Genomic DNA, 22,727 nt, shown 5'->3' on the forward strand with positions numbered 1-22,727 from the left:
GCGCCGGGCCACGCGCGGAAGACGGCTCGGCCGCCTTGGCTTTGCGGGGACTCTTCAACGACGCACCACCATTGTTCACGATACCAACGCATCCTAGCGGCGCGCGCGGTCCACGCCAGCGCAAAAACGGATGTTTGGCCTGCAACCGCATATCGAGCGGCGGCGTGCTCTCGCTTGGACTTATCAGGCCGGTCTTCGCTAGACTGCGCGCCGACCCGTAGAGAGTCGTATTGAGGCGAGGACTCCTTGAGCACGCAGAGGCGACAGGCGCCGACCATCCATGACGTGGCGCAGCACGCCGGCGTGTCGTCCATGACCGCCTCTCGTGTGGTCAATGGCTATCCGCACGTGCGCCCTGCTGTGCGCGAGAAGGTCGAGGAAGCCATCAAGGCCTTGGGCTATCGGCCCAACTCGCTGGCCCGGGCCACCCGCACCGGCGTCTCGCAGATCGGCATGCTCTATTCGAACGCCAGCTCGTCGAACCTGTCGAACTACCTGATGGGCGCTTTCCGGCAAGCGAGCCTCAGCGGCTGCCAGCTTCTGATCGAGCCCAGCCAGGCCCATCCGACGCCCGCCCAGGCGGTGCAGAAGCTGGTCGACGCCGGTGTGGGCGCGGTGATCCTGCCGCCGCCGCTGTGCGACGACGCCGCGATCCTGGAGTCGCTGGAAAAGGCCGGGGTCGGGGCCGTCAGCTTCGCCACGGCCCGCCCCCGTGAAGGCGCGCCCGCCGTGTTCATCGACGACTTCGAAGGCGCCCGGATGATGACCCAGCACCTTCTGGATCTCGGCCACGTGGACATCGCCTTCGTGCGCGGCGATCCGGCCCACTCCACGGCCCAGCTGCGCGAGAAGGGCTTCCGCGAAACCATGGCGGCCGCAGGCCTGACCGTGGACGAGACCTATGTCGCCGACGGTGGCTTCAGCTATCGCGGCGGCCTCGACGCGGCCCGCCACCTACTGGGCCTGCGCCGTCGCCCGTCGGCGATCTTCGCGGCCAATGACGACATGGCCGCCGCCATCAGCGCGGTCGCCCACGGCCTTGGCCTGTCGATCCCGGCCGATCTCAGCATCGCCGGCTTCGACGACACATCGGTGGCGACCACGGTCTGGCCCGAGCTGACCACCATCCGCCAGCCGATCGCCGACATGGCCGCCTCGGCCGTGTTGCTGGCCATGGATCTGGCCCGCCCCAGCGCCGAGCCCGGCGGGCACGTACGCGCCGAACTGCAGCTGATCGAGCGCGCCTCGACCGCCCCGCCGCCGGCCTGACCGACCTTGCCAAAACCCCGCCCCATGTTACTGGTAACGATATCATAACAAGGGATGGAAACACGGATGGCTGGCTTTAGTCGTGGGTATCTAGGGCTTGGATTGGTCGCGGCCGCGGCCTTGCTGGCGACCACCGCCTCGGCGGCTGACGCCCCCAAGACCGAGCGGGCCTGGCTGCCCGACCAAGGCGACGGGACCTACAGAAACCCGGTGCTGGCCGGCGACTATTCCGACCCAGACGCCATCCGGGTGGGCGACGCCTACTACCTGGTCTCGTCCTCGTTCACCAACGTTCCGGGCCTGCCGATCCTGAAGTCGACCGATCTGGTCAACTGGACGATCATCGGCCACGCCCTGACCGCCAACACGCCGCAGGCCCACCACGCCACGCCCCGTCGCGGCGGCGGCGTCTGGGCGCCGGCCATCCGGCATCGCAACGGCGAGTTCCTGATCTACTATCCCGACCCCGACTTCGGCGTGTTCCTGGTCAAGGCCAAGGATCCGACAGGGCCTTGGTCCAAGCCCGTGCTAGTCGACGATCGCCGCGGCGTCATCGACCCCGCGCCCTTCTGGGACGACGACGGTCAGGGCTGGCTGGTCACCGCCTTCGCCCGCAGCCGCGCCGGCATCGCCAACATCATCACCGCCCGCCGCCTGAACAAGGCCGGCGATCAGACTGTCGGCGAGGCGATCACCCTGGTCGAAGGCGACAAGCAGCCCAAGGTCGCCACCTCGCGCGGCCCGTTCCCATGGATGACCACCGAGGGACCCAAGCTCTACAAGCGAGACGGCTGGTATTACCTGTTCGTGCCCAGCGGTAGCGTGAAGGGCGGCTGGCAGGGCGTGTTCCGCTCGCGCAAGCTGGAAGGCCCCTACGAGGGCCGCAACGTCCTCGACCAGGGCAAGACTGAGATCAACGGCCCCCACCAGGGCGCCTGGGTGACCACCCCGACGGGCGAGGACTGGTTCCTGCACTTCCAGGACGCCGACTCCTACGGTCGCCGCGTGTGGCTGGAACCCATGGCCTGGAAGGACGGCTGGCCGGTCATCGGCGAGGACAAGGACGGCGACGGCGTCGGCCAACCGGTGCTGGTCCATCGCAAGCCGGCGTCCAAGACCCCATCCCCGCGCCTTGCGCCGCAGGACAGCGACGACTTCGATGGCGCGCTGTCCCTGGCCTGGCAGTGGAACGCCAACCCGGCCGACGACTGGGGCGACCTGAAGGCCGCGCCGGGCAAGCTGCGCCTGAAGTCGATCTCCTCGCCGGAGAACCTCTGGGAGACCGGCGCCCTGCTGACCCAGAAGCTTCCGGCCGAGCGGTTCACGGCGACCACTCGCCTTGAGTTCGCTCCCAAGTCCGTGGGCGAGCGCGGGGGCCTGGTGATGTTCGGCTCGGACTATGCCTGGATCGGCCTGCAGAACACGGCGAACGGGCCGGCCCTGGTGCGCGTCGATCGCACCGGCGCCGACAAGTTCCAGCCCGAGCGCGTCGAGGTGATCGAGGCCAAGGCGCCTGCCGCCCTCTGGCTAAGGATGACCGCCGAACCAGTGGTCGTGGCCGATCCGGCGCCGGACTTCTCGCCCTACTGGTCCTCGATGCTGCGCTCGATGCACGCCAAGGTGACGCTGAGCTACAGCACCGACGGCAAGACCTTCACCAGCGTCGGCGCGCCCTTCGTCAGCCGCCCGGGCCGATGGGTGGGCAGCCAGGTCGGCATCTTCGCCCAGGCGCCGGCAGGCACGCCGTCCAACAGTTCTACCCGCATCGGCTGGACCGACTTCGACGGCTTCTGGGTGACCCCCTAGAAGCCGTCGCGAGCACGCTCGACGAACGCCGATCGCTTGACTTCGCGCCCAATCTTGATATCGATATCAAACCTTCGGCGGCGTCCTGCGACGCCTGGATCTACTTCCTCCAGAACTCCCAAGGCGGGCGCCCTCTGCAGGCGCCCTTTTTTTTTCGTGGGTGTAGCGCCTCAGGCCGGCTCGAACCGGATGGCCTGGCCGCCGGCGGCGTTGAGCTGGAGGCGCAGGCGGGTCTTGGCGTCGACGGTCTGGCGCTCGATCACCACGCGGGTGCGGTTGGCGGGCCGCGCCAGGTCGCCATCCTTGTAGCGAACGGCCGTCCAGCGCCCCTGCCCCAGGAAGTCCAGGTCGAGGTCCAGCCGCCGCTCCATCTCGTTGGTCAGCGCGCCCAGGTACCAGGCGCGCCCCTTGCGACGGGCGATGATCACGTATTCGCCAAGCTCGCCGGCAATGGCCCGTGTCTCGTCCCAGGTCGTCGGGCAGGCGTCGAACCATTCCAGCTCGGGCCAGGCCTTGTCCTCGTACTTCTCGGGCTTGTCGTACCAGTAGAGCAGCGTCAGCGGGCTGTAGCACGTCACCGCCAGCGCCAGCTGGTGGGCGTTGGTGGTCTGGTTGCGCTCCTGGGCGTAGCAGACGGTGTAGTCGATCGGCCCGGCGATCGGCCGCGTGAAGGCCAGGTTCACGTGATGGCGCGCGGCTGGGAACTGCTCGTTGCCCTTCACGCCCTCCAGCGTCAGGTAGTTGGGCAGGGTCCGCTCCAGGCCGGCGGGCCGCAGGTTGTCGTGCAGGTTCACGACCATGCCGTGCTCGCCGAAGACCCTCACCACCTTGGTGATGAAATCGACGTCGGACTGGCGGCCTTCCCACATGAAGCCAAGCTTTACGCCGGCCAGGCCCCAGCGCTGGTAGAGGCGGCACATCTCGGCCAGCGCCTTGGTCACCGCCACCCGGTCGATATAGACCAGCACGCCGATATTGCGGGCCTTGGCGTAGTCGATCACCCGTTGCAGGTCCAAGGCGGCGATCGGCGCGGTGGGGTCCGAGGCGTCGGTCCCGTCCCCGTACCAGTGGGCGTCGAACAGCACATAGGCGATGTTGCGCTTCTGGGCGAAGTCCACCGCCCTCAGCGAAGCCTGCGTCGAATAGGGCTTCATGATCCGAAAGGCGTGGCCGGGCCTGACCCACGAGACGTCGCCCAGCTGGTTCGGGGTCGCCAGGGTCGGAACCACATGGTGCAGCTCGATCAGGCCCTTGGCGCTGTCCGCCGCCAGCAGGATGCGCCAGGGCGTCTTCTGGCCGACCTCGATCTGGAAGATCGGCTCCTCCGGCGTATCGTCCTCGCCGCCCCAACCGGTGGCTCGCCCGGGATAGCGCATGAGGTAGGTGACGAGCCCGCCCTGCTCGTGGGCGCGGACCATGCAGCGCGGATAATGCAGCCGGTCGGACTCGGCCATGAAGCCGAAGACGCCGTTGCCCAGGTCGACGGTGACCGGCAGGTCGGCGAAGGGGCCCTTGTCGGACGAGCCCGTCAGGTCCGGATGCTCCAGCGGCGCCAGGGCCGCCTGGGTCGACGCATGGATGTCGCCCTCGTCACGGCTGGCGTAGAGCCGCGCGGTGTCGGGAAAGCGATAGCGGGTCCGCTCGCCCGTCAAGGCCAGCCTGTCGCCCTGGGACAGGCCCGTCAGAACGTAGCGCACCGCGGCTGCGCCGTTCAGCACCCGCAGGACGATGTCGAAGCGAACGCCGCCCTTGGCGTCGACCATGTGCAAGGTGATCTGTCGTCCGGACTGGTCATGGCGGGAGGACTGCCCGAAGACAGGCGTCCATTCGCCTTCGAAGACTTCAGGCGTCGCGCCGACCACCTTGGCCCGCTCGCTCAGCAGCCGCCCGTCGGCCAGCCACAGACCCAGCTCCGACGGCAGCAGCAGCGGCTTGCCGTCATAGGTCGCGCTCCACTTCGGCGCCATGCCCGACGCATCCAGGCTCGCCTTCAGGCGGCCATCCGGCGAGGCGACGACGTAGCTTTGCGCGGCCTGAGCCGCGGCGGCGTTCCTTCCAGCGCCCGCCGTGGCGCTCGACGCCATCGCCAGCGCGACCATGTCTCGACGTGTGGGCTTCATGGCGTCGCCTCCCCTTGGACTGCCTTATCGATTTGGGGGCAGGCTACACATAATGATATCGATATCAATACATGTATGCGATGGCGGGCGCCGAGATCAGAGCCAGGCCGAAGGCGCCAGGGAATGGCGAAGAACAGGCTGCTCGGCAGCAGCCGTTGGGCGCCCAGCCGGCACTTGCGATAGGCCGGATCGTCGGCCAGCAGGACCACCCGGGTCCCGCTGCTGGACGGTTTCTTCCTGCTGCCGGCGGCCCAATGTTGCGCCGTCGTGCGCCGGTAGGCGCCTAGGCAGAGACCCTTCTTACCCCCGAGCCGCGCTGATCGCGACGCCCTCCCAGCCGCCGTGGACATGCGCGTCGCGCCGAAAGGAACAGCGAGACAGATCAAGCTTAGCCTTAGCTTCACTCAAGGTGACTTTTCATTTTGGCTTGCCACGCCAGTCGCATCGGGTAAGACTTCTACCCACAGTAGCATTCCAGATTATTTAAGCGGTCTCGGACCAGGGCTGGATTCGTCCGGCAGCGGCGAGGCGCGCCTGGACGTCACCTGAATACTTGTGCCGAGTCATCGCGTACGCGCAGACATCTGGCCTGCGCGCATTTTCGATTTCCGAAGCTCATGGATCGACGCTTCCGCGCCACGCGCGAGAGCGAGCCCGTTGTCGTGGCCAGGAGGCTTGCCCATGCCCGTATCCCCCACCTATCCCGGCGTCTACATCGAGGAACTGCCCAGCGCGGTGCGCACCGTGGCCGGCGTTCCCACCGCGGTCACCGCCTTTGTGGGCTATACGGCGCGCGGCCGCGACCAGCGGGCCACGACGATCTTCAATTTCGGCGATTTCGAGCGGAAGTTCGGCGGCCTGGCCGCCGACAGCCTGCTGGGCTACGCGGTGCACCAGTTCTTCCAGAACGGCGGCGGCCAGGCTGTCATCGTGCGGACGCCCAAGAAGGACGCCGTGGCCGCGGCCATCACCCTGCGCGACGGCGTCAACGGGCCGGCCAAGGACTCCGTCACCCTGACGGCGCTCAGCCGCGGCGCCTGGGCCAACGCCGTGGTGGCCGATGTCGACCATGCCGGCGCCAACGACGCCAGCAGCTTCAACCTGACCCTCACCGACCTGGCGACGGGCGACAGCGAGCGGTTCGCCAATCTCAGCATCGACAAGGCCTCACCCCGCTTCGTCGAGACCGTGATCAACGACGAGGCCAACGGCTCGGCCATGGTCAAGGCCAAGGTTCCCGCCGCCAACGCCGGCGGGCGACCGGTGGCGACCGGCCTCGTGGGCGCGGACTTCACCTTCAACGCCGGGGCCATCCAGGGCCTGCTCAACGACAAGGACTATTCGCTCAAGCTCAGCGCCAGCCGCCCCGCCGGCAAGATCGCCGACCGGGTGGTGACGATCATCAAGAGCGGCGAGGCCCTGCCGACCTCCATCGTCGCGCTGTCGCGCCTGGTCGAGCGGCGACTGAACGAAGACCTGGGCAAGGCCCTGCCCGGCGCAGCGGTCAGGGTGGGACTGTCCCCATCGGGCGCGGGCCTGGCGATCACCCCGGACTTCTCCTACGAGCTGGCCCCCGACGGCCTGGACACCCAGCTGACCGTCGCCGACCAGGTGGCCGGCACCCTGGCCATGCTGAAACTGGGCTCGCCGGTCTCCAACAATGTCGGGCGCTATCGCCTGGGCAAGGGCGCGACCCAGGCCGGCCAGAAGGCGGCCGTACTGGGCCTCGACGGCGTGCAACTGCCCCAGAGCGCCGAACTGATCGGCAGCGAGGCGGCCTTCGAAGGCCTCTACGCCCTCGAGAAGACCGACATCTTCAACCTGCTGTGCATCCCCGACGCCACCCGCGCCCAACCGGGCGATCCGACAGCCCTGGACACGGGCCTGGACCCCAACGCCATCTACGCGGCCGCACTGGCCTATTGCGAACGGCGACGGGCCCTTCTGCTGGTGGATCCGCCGCCCAGCGTGCGCGACGCGGAAAAGGCGGTCGAGTGGATCTCGGGCGGCCTGGCCGTGAAGGGCGCCAACGCGGCCAGCTACTTCCCCCGGGTGCGCCTGCCCGACCCGCTCGACAACTTCAACCTGCGCACCTTTCCGCCGTCGGGCGCCGTGGCCGGGCTCTTCGCCCGCACCGACGCCGAACGCGGCGTGTGGAAGGCGCCCGCCGGTACCGACGCCCAGCTGCGCGGGGTTCGCGGCCTGACCTACAAGCTCAGCGACGGCGAGAACGGGCTGCTCAATCCGCTGGGGCTGAACTGCATTCGCGCCCTGCCGATCTACGGCACGCTGTCCTGGGGCGCGCGTACCCTGGTCGGCGCCGACGCCCAGGCCAGCCAATGGAAATACGTGCCGGTGCGACGCCTGGCCCTGATGATCGAGGAAAGCCTGTTCCGGGGCACCCAGTGGGTGGTGTTCGAGCCCAATGACGAGCCCCTGTGGTCCCAGATCCGGCTGAACCTTACCACCTTCATGCACGGGCTCTTCCGTCAGGGCGCCTTCCAGGGCGCGACCCCGCGCGAGGCCTATCTAGTCAAGTGCGACAAGGAAACGACCACCCAGGCCGACATCGACCGGGGCGTGGTCAACATCGTGGTCGGGTTCGCGCCGCTGAAGCCCGCCGAATTCGTGATCATCAAGATCCAGCAGCTCGCCAACCAGTCGGCGACGTGAGGAGGGGCGCGAGATGGCGCAGTTCACGGTCAATTCCCAACGCTTCGACCCCTACAAGAACTTCAAGTTCCGTGTGAAATGGGACGGCAAGTTCGTCGCCGGCGTCAGCAAGGTCAGCGCCCTGAAGCGCACCACCGAGGTCGTCAAGCATCGCGAGGGCGGCGACCCCAGCAGCAGCCGCAAGTCGCCGGGACGAACCGAATTCGAGGCGATCACCCTCGAGCGCGGGGTCACCCACGACAAGGACTTCGAGCAGTGGGCCAACAGTGTCTGGAACCACGGCTCGGGCCTGGGCGCGGAGGTCTCGCTGGCCGGGTTCCGCAAGAACATCACCATCGAGGTCTATAACGAGGCCGGCCAGCTGGCCATCGCCTACAACCTCTTCCGCTGCTGGGTCTCGGAGTTCCAGTCCCTGCCGGACCTGGACGCCAACGCCAACGCGGTGGCCATCCAGCACCTGAAGCTCGAGAACGAGGGCTGGGAGCGCGACGTCAACGTGGTCGAGCCCGCCGAACCGGCCTTAGTCGACCCGGCCTGACGACCATGTCCCGGGCGGAAACACTCCTGCGGCTGTGGGAGGCCGGATGCGGCTGCGCGCCGGTGGAGCGCCCCCTGCGCCTGCTGGCCCAGACCCATGGCGAGGAGCCCGCCGATCTGGCGGGCCTCAGCCTCGGCGCGCGCGACCGCCGCCTGATCGGCCTGCGCGAGACGCTGTTCGGACGCGAGATGGCCTGCGTCGCCCCCTGCCCGGCCTGCGGCTCGGTCAACGAGTTCGCCCTGGACGCACGCGCCCTCGACGCCATGGGCGATCGTGATCAGCCCGACGCGCCGCTGGCCGCGCCCGGCCCGGACGGACCCGTGCCCCTGCGGCTGCTGACCACCGCCGATCTGATCGCCGTGGCCGGACTTCCGCCTGACCAGATGCGCGCCGGCCTGGTCGCCCGCGCTATGGACGCCGAGCCCGCCGACGAAGCCACGATCGAGGCGGCGGCCCGCCTGCTCGAAGCGGCCGACCCTCTCGCCGCCCTCAGCCTGGACCTGGCCTGCGCCGGCTGCGGACAGGACTTCGAGGTCGGGCTGGATCCGGCCGAGCATCTCTGGACCGAACTCGTCGCGGCGGTGCGCCGCCTTCTGGCCGAGGTCCATCGCCTGGCCGCCGCCTACGGCTGGAGCGAGACGGCGATCCTCGCCCTGAGCCCCGCGCGCCGCGCCGCCTATCTCGACATGGTGGGCGCATGAGCGCGCTGTTCGACAGGCTGGCCCGGCGCGTGGCCGGAACCGAGGCGACCGCCCGCCCCCGGCTAGCCGCCGTGTTCGAAGAGCCGGCCACGGTGGAACCGCCGCTGTTCGAGACGCCGCCCGCGCCCCGCCGATCCGCCGCGCCGGAGCCGACGGCCCAGGTCGCGCCTCATCCCTTCGCTCCCACGCCCTCGACACCAGAGCCCGCGTCGATCGCGCCGCCGGCGGCTCGCACTTTGGAAACATCCGCCGTTGAGACACCCCGCGAAGTCCACGGCGAACGCGACGAAGCGCCGCCAATCCGGATCATCGTCGAGGAGACCGTCTCGCCCGCGCAGCCGACGGTTCGACAGCCACCGATGACCGCGCAGGGGCCGGCCGCCGCAAAGCCTCGCACATCAGCTCTCCAGGCGTCGCCGTCGGCGGAACTGCACACGATCCGTGAGCGGACGATAATCCGGCAAGAGGCGCCGAACCGGCCGCCGGGCGTGGTCCGCGTCGAGGCCGAACCGGTTCCACCCCCGGCGCCGGGGGCGATCGAAATCGCCGAGCCCGCCCTCGCCGCGCCATCCAAGGCCGCCGAAGCGGCGGCGCCGGCGGCGCCCGTCGTGCCCGCCGCCTCGCCGCTTTCCCCGCCGACGCTGGTTTCGCGACCGCCCCCCGAGCGCGCGCCGCCCTCGGCCGTCGCCCCGCCCGAGCCCGCCCCCGTCGTCGTGCGCATCGACCGCATCGACGTGCGGGTCGCCGCGCCCCCGCAACGCCCCGCGCCTTCGCCGGAGGCCCGTCGCAGCGCGCCGCGCCTCGAGGATTTCCTGGCCGCCCCCGATGGAGGCCGCCGGTGAGCAACGGCTACGCCATCGCCGCGGTGACCGCCGTCCTGCGCCGGCGGATCGACGAGGGGCTCTCGGCCGACAAGGTCGGCGACATCGTCGGCTCGATCACCGTCTCGGCCCTGCCGCCCGACCGCATCGTCAAGGCCAACCAGGCCGACCCCATCCAGGTGAACCTGTTCCTGCACCAGGTGACCCTCAACGCCGGCTGGCGCAACGTCGAGCTGCCCTCGCGCAACAGCGACGGCGAGGTCGTGCGCGCCCCGCCCGTGGCGGTGAACCTGCATTACCTGGTCACGGCCTATGGCCCCCAGCCCTACGTGCCCGAGATCCTGCTGGGCCACACGGTGCGGATCCTAGCCCAGAGCGCCACCCTCGAGCGCGAGGCCATCCGCCAGGCCCTGACGCCGGCCGCTCCCGACCCGGTGCTCAGCGCCCTGCTCGCCTCGAACCTGGCCGAGCAGGTCGAGCTGATCAAGGTGACGCCCGAGGCGGTGAACACCGAGGAGATGTCGCGCCTGTGGTCGGCCTTCCAGACCCACTATCGCCCGACGCTTGCCTACCAGGCCTCGGTGGTGCTGATCGAGGGACGCGGCCGCGCCCGGCCCGCCCTGCCGATCCGTCGGCGCGGGGTCTATGGCGACACCCTGGCCAGCCCCGAGATCCTGGCGATCGAGGCCGCCGACGGCGCCCAGGAGCCAATCACCACCGAAAGCCTTGTCGTCATCCGCGGCCGCCGCCTGCTAAGCCCCGACGGCGTGCAGGCCAGTTTCGGAAGCACGGTCCTGACCCCGGCCGAGGTCACCGCCACGACGATCGGCGTCGACCTGAAGACCGCGCCTCGCCCCCTGGCTGGGGTGACCGGCGTGTCGGTCACCCATCCGCTGAACCTGGGCCAGCCGGCCGTTCCTCACGACGGCTATGTCTCCAACACCGTCGCGGCGATCATCCGTCCGGTGGTGACGGCCACCAGCCGCAACAACGCCTCGACCGAGACGATCGACGGGGTCGACTACGCCACCGGCCAGTTCAGTGTCACCGCCGGCCGGCCGATCGGTCGCGACCAGAAGGTCGAGATCCTGCTCAACGAGATCGTCGATCCGCCGACCCGTCCGCCGCGCGGCTATGTCCTGGCCGTTCCGCCGGGCAACGGCGTGGTCGATCCGGCCGTGGAGATCGCCACCGTCGCGGCCCCCTATGTTCGCCTGGCGCGCGGCGACTATCTGGTGCGCCTGCGGGTGGACGGCGCCGACAGCCTGCTGGACGTCGACGGCGACGGCCGGTTCAGCACGCCGCGGAGGACCGTCTGATGACCGGTGGCGAGCGGCTGTCGCTGGAACTGGCGCGGATCGCGGCCCTGCTGGGCGTCGCGGTCGCCCGCCGTTCCGACAAGGCCGAAGCCGTGGAAGAGGCCCTGCGCGGCCTGGAAGAGGCCAAGGCCGCCCTCGCCGCCGATCCGGGCGCCGACGCCGGCGGCGCGGGCCTGGCCAGGCGCCTGGGCCTGACGTCGTTCGAGACCGACGTCGTGCTGCTGGCGGCCGGCGCCCAGATGACGGCGGCCATTCCCCGCCTGTGCGCCCTGGCGGCGGGAGATCCCCGCGCCGCCTACCCGACCCTGGCCGTGGCGTTGGAAACGCTGGCCGAGCCGGCCTGGAGCGCCTTCGCCCCCGACGCGCCGCTGCGTAGGCTGCGCCTGATCACCCTGGCCACGCCAAGCCATCCGACCGCCTCGGAACTGACGATCGACGAGCGGGTGCTGCACGCCCTGCTGGGGGTTGCGACCCTGGACGCCGATCTTGCGCCGCGCCTGCAACCGGTGGGCCCGGTGGCCGCCCTGCCCGCCAGCCTGTCCGACGCGGCCGAGACCGTGACCCGGGCCTGGCGCGCCGCCGCCCCGCCTCCGGTCGCCATCCTGCAGCGCGCCGACATGGGCGACGCCCGCGCCGTCGCCGCCCAGGCCTGCGCACGCCTCGGGCTGCCGCTGTGGCGGCTGAACGCCATCGACGCCCCCGCCTCGCCGGTCGAGCGCCACCAGATGCTGGCGCTATGGGAACGCGAGGCGCGCCTGACCGGCGCGGCCCTGCTGATCGAGGCGCCCGATGACCTCCCGCCCGAGCTGAACCAGAGGCTGAGCGCCCTGGTCGAACGGATCGCCGGCCCAGTGCTGGTCAGCACCCGGGAGGCGGTCGAGCTGGAACGCCCGCACCTGCTGCTGCCGCTGTCGCGCCCGACGCGTCCCGAACAGGGCGGCCTGTGGCAGGGCGGGCTGGGCGCGGCGGGACGGCGGCTGAACGGCGGCCTCGACCGCCTGGTCCAGCAGTTCGACCTCAGCGCCACCGACATCGGCGCGGTCTCGGGCCGGGTGCTGGCCGATCCGGGGCGAGACACCGAGGGCCTGCTCTGGCGCGAGTGCCGCGACCTCACACGCCGGCGGCTGGGCGATCTGGCCCAGAGGCTGGAACCCAAGGTCGGCTGGGACGACCTGATCCTGCCGGCCATGCAGGGCAAGGTGCTGCGCGACCTCGCCGCCCAAGTGCGCCATCGCCACGTGGTCTATCAGAACTGGGGCTTCTCGGCGGGATCCAGCCGGGGCCTGGGCGTCTCGGCCCTGTTCGCCGGCCCCAGCGGCACCGGCAAGACCATGGCCGCCGAGGTGATCGCCGGCGAGCTGGGCCTGGACCTGTTCCGCATCGACCTGGCCGGCACGGTCAGCAAGTACATCGGCGAGACCGAGAAGAACCTGCGCCGCATCTTCGACGCGGCCGAGGGCAGCGGCGCGATCCTGCTGTTCGACGAGGCCGACGCCCTGTTCGGAAAGCGCAGCGACGTCTCCGACGCCCACGACCGCTACGCCAACATCGAGGTCAGCTATCTGCTCCAGCGGATGGAGGCCTATTCCGGCCTGGCCATACTGACCACGAACAAGCGCGACGCGCTGGACGAGGCCTTCCTGCGCCGCATCCGCTTCGTGGTCGCCTTCCCCTTCCCCGACGAGGCCCAGCGGCGCGAGGTCTGGGGCCGGTCGTTCCCGTCGGCGGCGCGGACCAGCGGGATCGACCTAGACAAGCTGGCGCGGCTGGGCGTGCCGCCAGGCAACATCCGCAACATCGCCCTCAACGCCGCCTTCCTGGCCGCCGGCGAAGGCGCGGCGATCGGCATGGGGCACCTGCGGCAGGCGGCCATGGCCGAATGCGCCAAGATCGAGAAGTCGCCCACCCCGAGCGAGATCGGAGGCTGGTCGTGACCGCCCCGCCCGTCCGCCTCGAAATCGGTCAGATGACTTTCCAGGGCCTGTCGCGTCCGGCCGCCCTGCGCGCCGCCGCCGCCTTCGAGGGTGAGCTGGCGCGATTGATTACGGCGGGCGCGCCGCCGCTCGCCATCGCCGGCCCAGGCCCGGTCACCCTGGCCTGGCGGGCGCAGCCCGAGGGCCTGGGCCGCGCCCTGGCCGCCGAGATCTACGGAAGGATCCCGCGGTGAGCGCCGCCGCGGCCAAGGCTCCAGCCCCGCCCGCCAAGGCGGCCTTCGACGTGCTCGTCACCGACGCAGATCCCGAACGCGCAGCGGCGACGGCGGAGGTCCTGCGGGGCCTGGCCGACATACTGGGAATGGATCGCGCCAGCATCGACGTGCGCGTCGACGCCGACTCCGCCCGACTGGTGCGCCCCCACATGGCGCGCGGCGCGCTGATGGACGGGGTCGTCCGGCTTGATCCCGCCGGCTTCGACCCGCGCGGCGCCGGCCGCTACGTCCTTGCCCACGAGCTGACCCACCTGGCCCAGGCGGCGAACGCGCGCCCGGTCGCCGCGCCGACGCTGGCCGCCAGCGAGGCCGAAGCGCACGCCGTCGCTCTGTCCATCCTGGGCGGCGCGCGACAGGCCCGCGTACGTGAGGGCCTGCCTGCCGGCCGGGCCGCCTTCGACGTCGGCGCCGCCCTGGCCAATCCCGCCGCCCGACGCTCCGAAGCCGGCGCCGAGCCCGCGCCGCCGACCCTGAACCAGGCCGTCCACGCCAACTACCAGCGCGAACTGGCGGCGATCCGGCGGCTGCTGGACCACTGGATCATCACCGACGGCCGTGTCGAACAGATCCTGCGGATCCTCCAGCCCCTGGCCTTCGAGACCGCGACCACCCTGATCGGCCAGCTGAACAGCGTCGAGCGCGGCCACTACATCGGCAACATCAACGCTCCGCACCAGCGGCTGTATCGCCGCGAGGTCCTGGCCAGCTACGACGCCCTCCAACCCAGCGAGCTGCTGCGCTTCGACCAGGAGCTGTTCGAGGAAATGCCGCTGACGCCGGGGTCGTTGACCCTGCCGGAGGCCCACGCCGCGGTGCGTGCGCTGCGCGGCCTGCCTGTGCCGGCCCTTGAGGCGCTGGACCGCAGCCGCAACGGCCCCGACATCCGCGCCCTGCGCACTTCGGCGCTCGCCCCTTACGACGCCGACGCCGCCCGCCTGGCGCAGGCCGCGATCGAGAACAGTCGCACCGCGGCGCTCGATCGGGCCAGAGGGAACGCGGAGGTGCGCGGCCTGTTGGAGCGGCTGCGCCCCCTGCTGGCGGCCGGCGGAAGCGACAACATTCGGCAGGCGCTCGACGAGCTGTCCGGGCAGCGTTTCAGCCCCGAACGCGACCCGCGCTTCGCCGCGCCGGTGAGCGCCCCGACCGCGACCTCATCAACGCACGAGCCGCCGCCCCTGCCGCCGCTGGCGCTCGACCTGATCATCGCCCAGCTCGACGGCGAGGGACTGGTCGAACGTCTGATTCGGGGCCTGCCGGAGGCCGATCGCTATGCGCCGCGCTACCGCAACACCTTCCTGATGGTGCTGGCGCACCGCCGCCCCGACCTGAACCTGAACCTGGCCCGCGACCTGCTGTCGACGGGATTCTTCAACTGGGTCTGGGACGACGAAGCCAAGCTGGCCTACGACATCCTCGTCCAGCTGCCCCTGGCCGAGCAGGACCGCTTCCGCCGACTGGAAGACGGCGAACTGTTCGAACGGCTCTACAACGAGCTGCCGGAAGACTTCCGCAACGGCCCGCTGTTCCACGGCCTGGAAGTGGCCCGCGACGCCAACGGCCGCCTGATCGACGCCGCGGCCCGCTACAACAGCATGTTCCGCCTGCAGGCGAGGTACAGCCAGGCGGTCCGCGATCTGGTGGCCGATTTCGAGCGCGGCGTGACCCGCGACAACGCCCTTGGGCTGTTCAATCGCCTCGTGGCCCTAGGCCGGCCCGCCGCCGAGCGCCCCGACGAGCCGTGCCTGGACCTGACGGCCGACGAGCGTCTTCGCCCCGTTGTGCGCCACCTCGACGGCCGGGGCCTGCTGCAACCGATGCTCGACGGCCTGGGCGACGGGGTGCTGCAGGATCGCCGCTACTGGAACGACCTGAACGCCGTGCTGGCTTCCCGCGACCCGGCCATGAACACCCGCCGGATCCGCGAACTGCTGCACAGCTCGTTCTTCGACGCGGTGCATCACGAAGAGGCACTGCTGGCCTTTCAGATCTTCCGCGCCCTTCCCGAGGGCGAGCGCGCCGAGCTGGCGGCGGCGGAAGACGGCGCGCTGTGGGGACGGCTCACCCGCGGCCTCTCGCGCGCGATGCTGCAGGAGCTGGGGATGGCCTACGGCCGGACCCGCACCGACGCCTCGGGCGAGAACGCCTTGCGCCGACGACTGTCCGATCCGCGGGTCTGGACGGCCGCGACCGTCCGCGAGCTGAACCTGCTGATCGCCATGGAGGTTTCGGCCGGAGACTTCGACTGGGTGTTCTGGCAGTCGCGGGCGCAGAACGCCTGGCGTGACCGGGAGCTGGCCGGCGTGATCGAGCGGTTCCAGCTCTATGACGAACGGGCCGGCCGGCTGTTTCCGCATCCGCACATCGCCAGCGCCGCCCGCGACAGCGGCAGCTGGTTCTGCGCCCTGTTCGGCACCCGTGCCTACGAGCTGGACTTCTCGAGCCGCGCCGTCCCCGGCGCCGATCCGTTCACCGGCGAGAGCACGACCTGGAGCGAACTGGAGGGCGCGCGCCTCACCGTCGACCTGGAGCAGTTGGAAGATACAGCCGGCGGTCCGCTGATCAGCGCCTATGAACTGCGGCGCAGCGGCGGCGAGCGCATCCGCATCGGCGGCGACAACCGCGAACAGGCCCTGGCCCAGCCCAATGTGGTCGACGTCGAGCTTTCGGCCAATCGCGGCATGGCCCGCATCCGCGCCAGCCGCATCAACCTGTCGCGCCTGGCCCACATCGCGCCGTCCTGGACCGTACGCACCGGTGCGGTGACGATCGAGAACCTGGACATGGAGGTGCGGTTCGCCGACACCGACCTGCGCCAGCCCAATGGCGCCCGGCTGGACGCGGGCCTAGCCCGCGCCGACGAGGTGGTCGCCACCATGGGCGAGGCCGTCTACGGCGCCCAGTCGATCAGCCTGTCGGACCCGCATATCGACGGTGCGTTCGACGTCAGGCCCCTGCCCGACTCGCCGTTCCTGGGCGTGGTGTTCGGCCTGGCCTGGAACCTGATCTACGAACGGGCCGAGACCACCAGCCGCGGCATGGGCCTGCGCTCGCTGGTCATCAGCTTCTCCGACCTGCGGATCGAGGGCTTGCAGACGAGCGGCGGACTTTCGGTGGCCGCCGTCTCGATGGAGGGCGCAGCCGTCGCCCTTGGCGGCAACCGCGCCGCCTATCAGCGCCAGTTGCGCATGGCGCTGGCCCAGCGCCGGGCCCGCGCCCAGGCCGCGGGCGATGCGGCCACGGTCGCCAGCCTGACCAGCCGCATGGCCGACATCGACGCCGCCCTGCCCGAACTGGAGGCGCGCGAGACGGAACTCCTGGCCCTGATCCAGCGGATGAACCAGGCCGGCGGGGTCTTGCCACCGCAGGACGAACAGCGCCTGCTGGAGCTGCAGGCCGCCGACCGGGTGGGCGGACGCGGCGGGCTGGTCGCCGATATCGGATCGCTGAGCGTCGAGGGCGTCGACGGGCCCGTCCGCCTGCGCCGCGCGGCGGTCCGCGACATCCGGGGCGAAGGCGAGACCGCCGCCCTGGCCTTCCGCCAGCTCACCGACCGGCAGGCGATCGAGGCGTTCGTTCGCGACGGGCCGCCCAGAACCTCGCGCATGGCGACCGCCCGCGCCGACGCCGGCGTCCGGATCGGCATGGGCGACATCGTGCTGGACGATCTGGTCCTGCCCTCGGCCATTCCGTCCTCGGCCGACCTGACCGCGCGGCTGGACGGGCTGAACCAGCCGCCCATCGGCGGCGATCCGAACTACGGTCCGCTGCGCCGCCAGCTGACCGACGCCCTGGCCCTGGTCAGCGAGTACGAACGCCTGCGCGGCGGCGGCCTGACGCCCGACGCGAACGGCCACTTCGACCGCACGCCGGCCGAGCGGCGGCGGCTGAACGAGCTGTCGAGCCAGTTGCAGGAACTGTTCGGCCTGAGGGTGACCAACGTTACCGTCAACGGCCCGCACCTGCGCATCGGCCCCGACGCCAGCGAGCCCGACGGCGGCAATTTCGGCTTCGGCGCCGATGTGATCACCGCCACGGGCATCACCCGCCTGGGACTGAGCATCGACCGGGTCGAGGCCACCGGCCTGCGTGGCGGGATCAGCTTCGACCAGCCCGCCATCAATGCGCTCCGCGAACCGACGCGCAGCCTGGTGCGCGCCAGCGGACACGCCGACAGCCTGACCGTCAGCGGCCTGCGCACCGGTTCCGGCGGACGCATGGACCGGCTGCACATGCTGGACCTGAACGGCGCCATCGCCGTGCAGTCGGACGGCATCCTGTTCAGCGGCCTGCGCATCGAGCGCATCGAGGTGACGGGGCTGGACATGCCCAGCACCACCAGCCGCCTGTGGTCGATCGGAACCACAGTGCTCAGCGGCCTGACCGCCAACGTGCTGGTTCCCTTCACGCCCCTGGCCGCGGACGCCGCGCCCGATACGGCGCGCGGCCTGATGGACGCCGACTTCACGACCTTCCGCATCCATTCGCTGCACATCACGGCCATCGACGCCAACCAGATGGGCTACGAAGCCCTGAGCTCGGGTCCAGGCAGCCTTGCCAAGTATCGGGTCGCCGTCGAAAGCGGCCGGATCGGCGACATCCAGCTGACCGAGTTCAACATCGCGATGCCGGACGGCGCCCCGATGCGCATGGACGGATCGCTGGACATCGGGTCCTTCACCAAGACCCGGTTCGCCGCCGCCTATCAGCAGACGCTGAACGCCTCGGGCACGCTGGACCGCGCCGCCGGCCCGACCCCGGCCGTTCATGTCGGCTTCGCCCAGAGCGGCTCGATGATCGTCAACCTGAACCGGCTGGAGTTCAGCGCGACGGACATCGACCTGCCCGACCGGCGCTCGGGCCGCGGCGTGACCATCACCCGCACAGACCTTTCGGCCGGGCTGAGCATCGACGACGGCACGATCGGCATAACCGGCCTGCACGTCGGCCGCATGGAGCTGAGCCGCATCGACTGGCGCACGGAGTCTGGGGCCAGCATCACGGCCCACGGAACCACGGTGCTGGAGAACGTCGACTTCTCCGGCTCGGTCAACACCCTGTCGGAAACGCGCTCGGAGTATCAGATCAGGGAACTGACCGTCGGGCGGATCACCGCGACCAACCTCGTCTATGACGACCCGCCCGTGCGGGTAACGCTTCGCCCCCAGGACGCCGCCGATCCCAACGCCATGGAGATCCGCGATATCGTGGTCAGCAACCTGCTGATCAGCCGCGACGGCGACCGCACCACCGTGGGTCCGACCGCCGGTCACCGCGAGGCGACCATCGGCGTCGCCAGCTCGCGCTTCGATTTCGTCGCTGATTACGCCCGCACGCTCAACGTCACCGGCCGGCTGAACGCCAATCGCATCGATGTGGGGCTGGGACCGCGCGGCGTGGTCACCGCCCGCTCGCGCGACCTGCGGCTGGAGGCCGACGCGACCTATGGCTCGGGAGCGACCAGCGGCGGCGGCCATGTCAGCATCGGCAGCTTCGATACGGGCGACATCCGCTACGGCGACGGCACGCTGTCGATCGGGGCCGACGGCAGCGACGGCCTGCACATCCCCAGCATCGAAACCAGCGCCCTGCACTTCGAGGACACCGACTACAAGGTCGAGGCCGCCGCGAGCGGCGGCAGCGGCCGTCTCGCCCTGCGCGGCATCAATGTCGCCCTGGACCTGAACCTGCACCGCAGCGAGACCGAGCGTCAGACCGCCGGCACGCCGTTCCGCAGCCTGGTCATGCGGCGGTTCGACATCCAGCGCGTCACCGCCACCGATCTACACGTCACGCTCAAGAGCAGGGGCATCCACCTGGTGCTGCCGGCCGAGCGGGAGTCGAGCGTCGGTCCCATCTCCCTGCTCTCCCCGACAGAGGAAGGCCTCACCGGCCAGCCCTTCACCGTCACGCCCGTGCGCGAGACCGTGCCGGCGTCCGGCGCGACCCCCGCCACGGAACGGGTGCGCTACCAACTCACCGGCCTGGTGGACATCCGCAACCTGGCCCTCGTCCGGGCCCAGGCGCAGCTGGCCTCGGCGTTCAATGTCTGCACAGACCTGGGAGCCCAGCGCATCAGGCTGGGCTTCCTGTCGACCGGGGCGCTCAACGTCGACCTCGACAACTGGACCGCCGCACAGATCGCCGGGTACGTGGCGGGCGATCCCACCCAAGCCATCAGGATCATGGGCCTGGGCGGCGAGGCGATCCACTACGACAGCGTCACCGGGATCATCCGCGGTACGGGCACACGGATCGACGAGGCCCGATATGTGAATCCGGGCGCGGGTTCCCGTCGCATCACCCTGAGCGGCCACACCGACGAGGACGGCGCGGCGCTGCCCGGCCTGTCGCTGCCGGGCTTCTCCTACAACCTCGCGACCGAGCAGCTGGACCTGGAGGGTATGGTCCTCAACGGCCTGCGCTACCAGGACAACAGCTTCGGCGGCACCCAGATCGACATCCGCCGGATTTCGGCCGAGGACAGCCGGGCCATTGCGATCCAGATGGCCGCGGCCGGCGGCGGACAGGACATCGTCATCCCGAGGGTGCGGATCGACGACGCCACCTTCCGGATGAACAACCTGAGCGGGGCCGTCCATACGCCGCCGCCGGCGCCGCGGATGGCCCCGCCGACAATGGCCGCGCCGCCGCCGATCATGCCGCCGCGCGCGCCGGCCCCGATCCGCGGCGAAAGCGCCGCGCCGCCCTCGGCGGAAGCGACGCCGACCCCCGCCGCGCCGGCGCCGACCACGGCCCCGCCGGTCACGGGGACGGCCGCGACCGACACGCCGGCGGCCGGCGACGCCACGCCCTTCATCGGCGCGAATGCGGCGGACTGGATCGCGCGGAACACCAACCTGTTCCAGGCCCTGACCGGAAATCTGCACGTCGAAGGCAATATCCCGGAACTGAACATCGACTGGAGCCCCGACTTCGATTTCGGCGACTTCGACATCGATCTGCCGATCACCAACGGCGAGATCAGCTACGCCGACCTGGAAGACCAGCTTCTGGACGACCTGGGTCGCCCCTTCGTCGGCGCCGCCGACTTCCGCGTGGATCCGTTCAGCCCCCGCCTTCGCCTGGGCGTGGGCGTGCGCGCGCCCATCATCCCTGACCCGGAGGACCCCCATCCCGATCCGGACGTCCCCGACTTCAACGACTTCTACTACTGGCTGGTCGAATGGGATCTGCCCGGCAACGAACTGCAACGGGCCAACGCCGCCGAGGTGATGCAACTGCACCGCCTGGTCCGCGCCCATTCGCCGACGCCGGTCGAGCCCTCCAGCGGCCCCAACCAGACTGTGGAGTCGCTGGGCCGGGAACTGCAGATCAACAATCTCGACCTGTCCCTCAACACGACCTCGACCTCGGACCTGCCGATCCGCATCGACGCCAACACCTCGATGGTTCTGGCCGGCGACGGGCTGCGCGCGTTCCACCTGACGGGCGCCCTGCAACCCGCCAGCGACGGCTTCGGCCTCCATCGCGCGGACAGGCCCGGCCAACTGCAGGTCGGGCTGGGCAGCCTCGGGGTGCGCAGCTTCCATCACACCCACGCGCTGGATGGCGGCGGGTCGGCGGTGGTCAACACCGGCGCGATCACCATCACCGGCGTCGACCAGACCACCATCGACTTCATCGGCTGGAGCCCCACCCTGATCAAGGGTCACATCGCGTCGGCCGAGGCCCGTGACATCCACATCACGGTGCCGCACCGGCCGCCGGCGGCGCCCGGGGCGCCGGTCCCGTACGCCCCGCTCGACCTTGAGGGCAATCCGATCACGAGGGGCGCGCGATGAAGGCTCCCCCGGTCGCCAGGTCCGACACGCCTCCGCCGGCCCGCCATGCCGCCCTGGAGCGCGGTGCGCGCGACACCGCCGCCCGCGGGACGGCCGCGCCCGGCCTGCTGGGCTCTCGTCCGGCCGGTCCGCGCGCCCTGCCGCGCAGCAATCTCGCCCCGCTGGGATCGGCTTCCGGGCTGCCGCCCGCCTTGCAGCGCAGCTACGAGCGGCGGCTCGGCGTCGATCTCGACGGCGTGCGGCTGCATCGCGGCGCGGCCGCCGCCGAGGCGGCCCAAGGCGCGGGGGCGGACGCCCTGGCGGTGGGCGACGACATCATGCTGGGCGCCGGCAAGGGCCGTCCCGACAGCGCCGAAGGCCGCGAACTGCTGCTGCACGAACTGGCCCACGTGGCCCAGCATCGCACCGGCCAGGCCAACGGCGAGACCCTGCGCGACGGTCCGCTCAAGCAAGGCATCGGCCGCGCCCCGCCCGAAGGCGAGTTCTATCGGGAAGAAGGCGCGGGACCGGAAACGCAGCACGTGCTGTTCGAGCACGACGGGGCAAGCCTCGACGCGGCCGACATGAACACCCTGCGCGACCTCGCCGCCAGCCAGACGGGCGCGGTGATCATCGACGTCTACGGCTATTCCAGCGCCGAGGGCGACCCGGAATACAATATGAACCTGTCGGCCCATCGCGCCATGCGGGTCAAGCAGGCGCTAGAAAGCCTGCTGCCGCCGACGACGGTGTTCTCGGTCCACGCCCGCGGCCAGGCCTCATCGTTCGGCCCACCCCTCCAGAACCGCCGCGTCGGGATCAATGTCCGTCCTTCCACAGTGCAGATGGGCGCCATCGGCCTGCTGGGCCATCTGGGGCGCCGCCCCAGCCTGCTCGGCGGCGATCTCAGGTTTCGCCTCGACCCGACCCTGCTGCTGCCGCCGACCCTGAGCGAGCCGGAACCCAGGCCCTACACCCTCGATCCCAGCGGCCCGGCCGTCAGACCCGCACATGTTCCCAGCCCCTTCGCCATAACCGGCATAGGCGGCGCGCCGCCACTAGGCGCCGGAGCGGTCGCCATGGGGCCGGCCCCTGGACCCGTCTTCGCCTGGAACCCGGCCTTGATGTTCGTTCCCCAGCGCCCCCAGGGCGTGCGGGCCGACGACTTCGACATGGGTCCGCTGGCGCTGGCGGCCTCGTCGCGCGGCGTGACGCTGATGGACGGCTGGGGGGCGTCGGCCCGCCAACGCTTCCTGGAGCAGACCGACGGCCTGATGCGGCTGGGCTTTCCACCCTGGCTGGCCGGCTACCTGGCCCAGCGCTCGATCGAAAAGGCCTTCGAGTACCGCATGGCCGAAGAGCATCCGAACTTCATGGATCACATGCAGCGCGAGGACGAAATCCGGGGAACTGCGCCGCACACGCTCGAGATCGATCTGCTGAAGGTGCCCGACTACACGCGCCGTCTCATCGAATTCTTTCGCTAAGGG

At 70.6% G+C, this 22,727-nt stretch carries 12 protein-coding genes; 11 read left to right on the forward strand and 1 reads right to left on the reverse strand.

What is annotated here, in order from left to right:
* Window positions 1-246: 246 nt before the first annotated feature.
* Both P7A99_RS03865 and P7A99_RS03870 read left to right on the forward strand, forming a co-directional pair.
* The gene (locus tag P7A99_RS03865; RefSeq protein ID WP_277792622.1) at window positions 247-1,269 is read left to right on the forward strand and encodes a LacI family DNA-binding transcriptional regulator; all 1,023 of its coding nucleotides are present in this window, start codon (window positions 247-249) and stop codon (window positions 1,267-1,269) included.
* Window positions 1,270-1,371: 102 nt separating this feature from the next.
* Entirely contained in the window at window positions 1,372-3,075 is a 1,704-nt protein-coding gene (locus P7A99_RS03870) for a glycoside hydrolase family 43 protein (protein WP_277792623.1), read from the forward strand.
* Window positions 3,076-3,245: 170 nt separating this feature from the next.
* Here P7A99_RS03870 and P7A99_RS03875 read toward each other — a convergent pair whose 3' ends face one another.
* Window positions 3,246-5,195: a glycoside hydrolase family 97 protein gene (locus P7A99_RS03875; protein WP_277792624.1), complete on the reverse strand. Its 1,950-nt coding sequence runs from the start codon at window positions 5,193-5,195 to the stop codon at window positions 3,246-3,248.
* Window positions 5,196-5,876: 681 nt separating this feature from the next.
* Here P7A99_RS03875 and P7A99_RS03880 point away from each other — a divergent pair.
* Genes P7A99_RS03880 through P7A99_RS03920 form a run of 9 tightly spaced genes read left to right on the forward strand, consistent with a single transcriptional unit; the run spans window position 5,877 to window position 22,724 of the window.
* Window positions 5,877-7,868 carry a phage tail sheath family protein gene (locus P7A99_RS03880; RefSeq protein WP_277792625.1) on the forward strand — a complete coding sequence of 664 codons (1,992 nt, stop codon included), beginning with the start codon at window positions 5,877-5,879 and terminating at the stop codon, window positions 7,866-7,868.
* Window positions 7,869-7,881: 13 nt separating this feature from the next.
* On the forward strand, window positions 7,882-8,406 hold the full coding sequence (locus P7A99_RS03885; protein ID WP_277792626.1) for a phage tail protein: 525 nt from the start codon (window positions 7,882-7,884) through the stop codon (window positions 8,404-8,406).
* 5 nt (window positions 8,407-8,411) lie between these two features.
* The gene (locus P7A99_RS03890) at window positions 8,412-9,107 is read left to right on the forward strand and encodes a hypothetical protein (RefSeq protein ID WP_277792627.1); all 696 of its coding nucleotides are present in this window, start codon (window positions 8,412-8,414) and stop codon (window positions 9,105-9,107) included.
* Window positions 9,104-9,949 (forward strand): hypothetical protein, encoded by an 846-nt coding sequence (locus tag P7A99_RS03895; RefSeq protein ID WP_277792628.1) that lies wholly within the window; start codon window positions 9,104-9,106, stop codon window positions 9,947-9,949. Before P7A99_RS03890 ends, P7A99_RS03895 begins: the two co-directional genes overlap by 4 nt.
* Complete coding sequence (locus P7A99_RS03900; protein ID WP_277792629.1) at window positions 9,946-11,247, forward strand: DUF4255 domain-containing protein; 1,302 nt, start codon at window positions 9,946-9,948, stop codon at window positions 11,245-11,247. Before P7A99_RS03895 ends, P7A99_RS03900 begins: the two co-directional genes overlap by 4 nt.
* On the forward strand, window positions 11,247-13,181 hold the full coding sequence (locus tag P7A99_RS03905; protein ID WP_277792630.1) for an ATP-binding protein: 1,935 nt from the start codon (window positions 11,247-11,249) through the stop codon (window positions 13,179-13,181). Before P7A99_RS03900 ends, P7A99_RS03905 begins: the two co-directional genes overlap by 1 nt.
* Window positions 13,178-13,414, forward strand: coding sequence for a hypothetical protein (locus P7A99_RS03910; protein ID WP_277792631.1), 237 nt, complete (start codon window positions 13,178-13,180; stop codon window positions 13,412-13,414). The genes P7A99_RS03905 and P7A99_RS03910 overlap by 4 nt, the downstream gene beginning before the upstream one ends.
* The gene (locus P7A99_RS03915) at window positions 13,411-21,258 is read left to right on the forward strand and encodes a DUF4157 domain-containing protein (protein WP_277792632.1); all 7,848 of its coding nucleotides are present in this window, start codon (window positions 13,411-13,413) and stop codon (window positions 21,256-21,258) included. The genes P7A99_RS03910 and P7A99_RS03915 overlap by 4 nt, the downstream gene beginning before the upstream one ends.
* Window positions 21,255-22,724: an eCIS core domain-containing protein gene (locus P7A99_RS03920; protein ID WP_277792633.1), complete on the forward strand. Its 1,470-nt coding sequence runs from the start codon at window positions 21,255-21,257 to the stop codon at window positions 22,722-22,724. The genes P7A99_RS03915 and P7A99_RS03920 overlap by 4 nt, the downstream gene beginning before the upstream one ends.
* Window positions 22,725-22,727: the final 3 nt, after the last annotated feature.

This window comes from Caulobacter endophyticus (genome assembly GCF_029543245.1).
Classification (GTDB): Bacteria; Pseudomonadota; Alphaproteobacteria; order Caulobacterales; family Caulobacteraceae; genus Caulobacter; species Caulobacter endophyticus_A.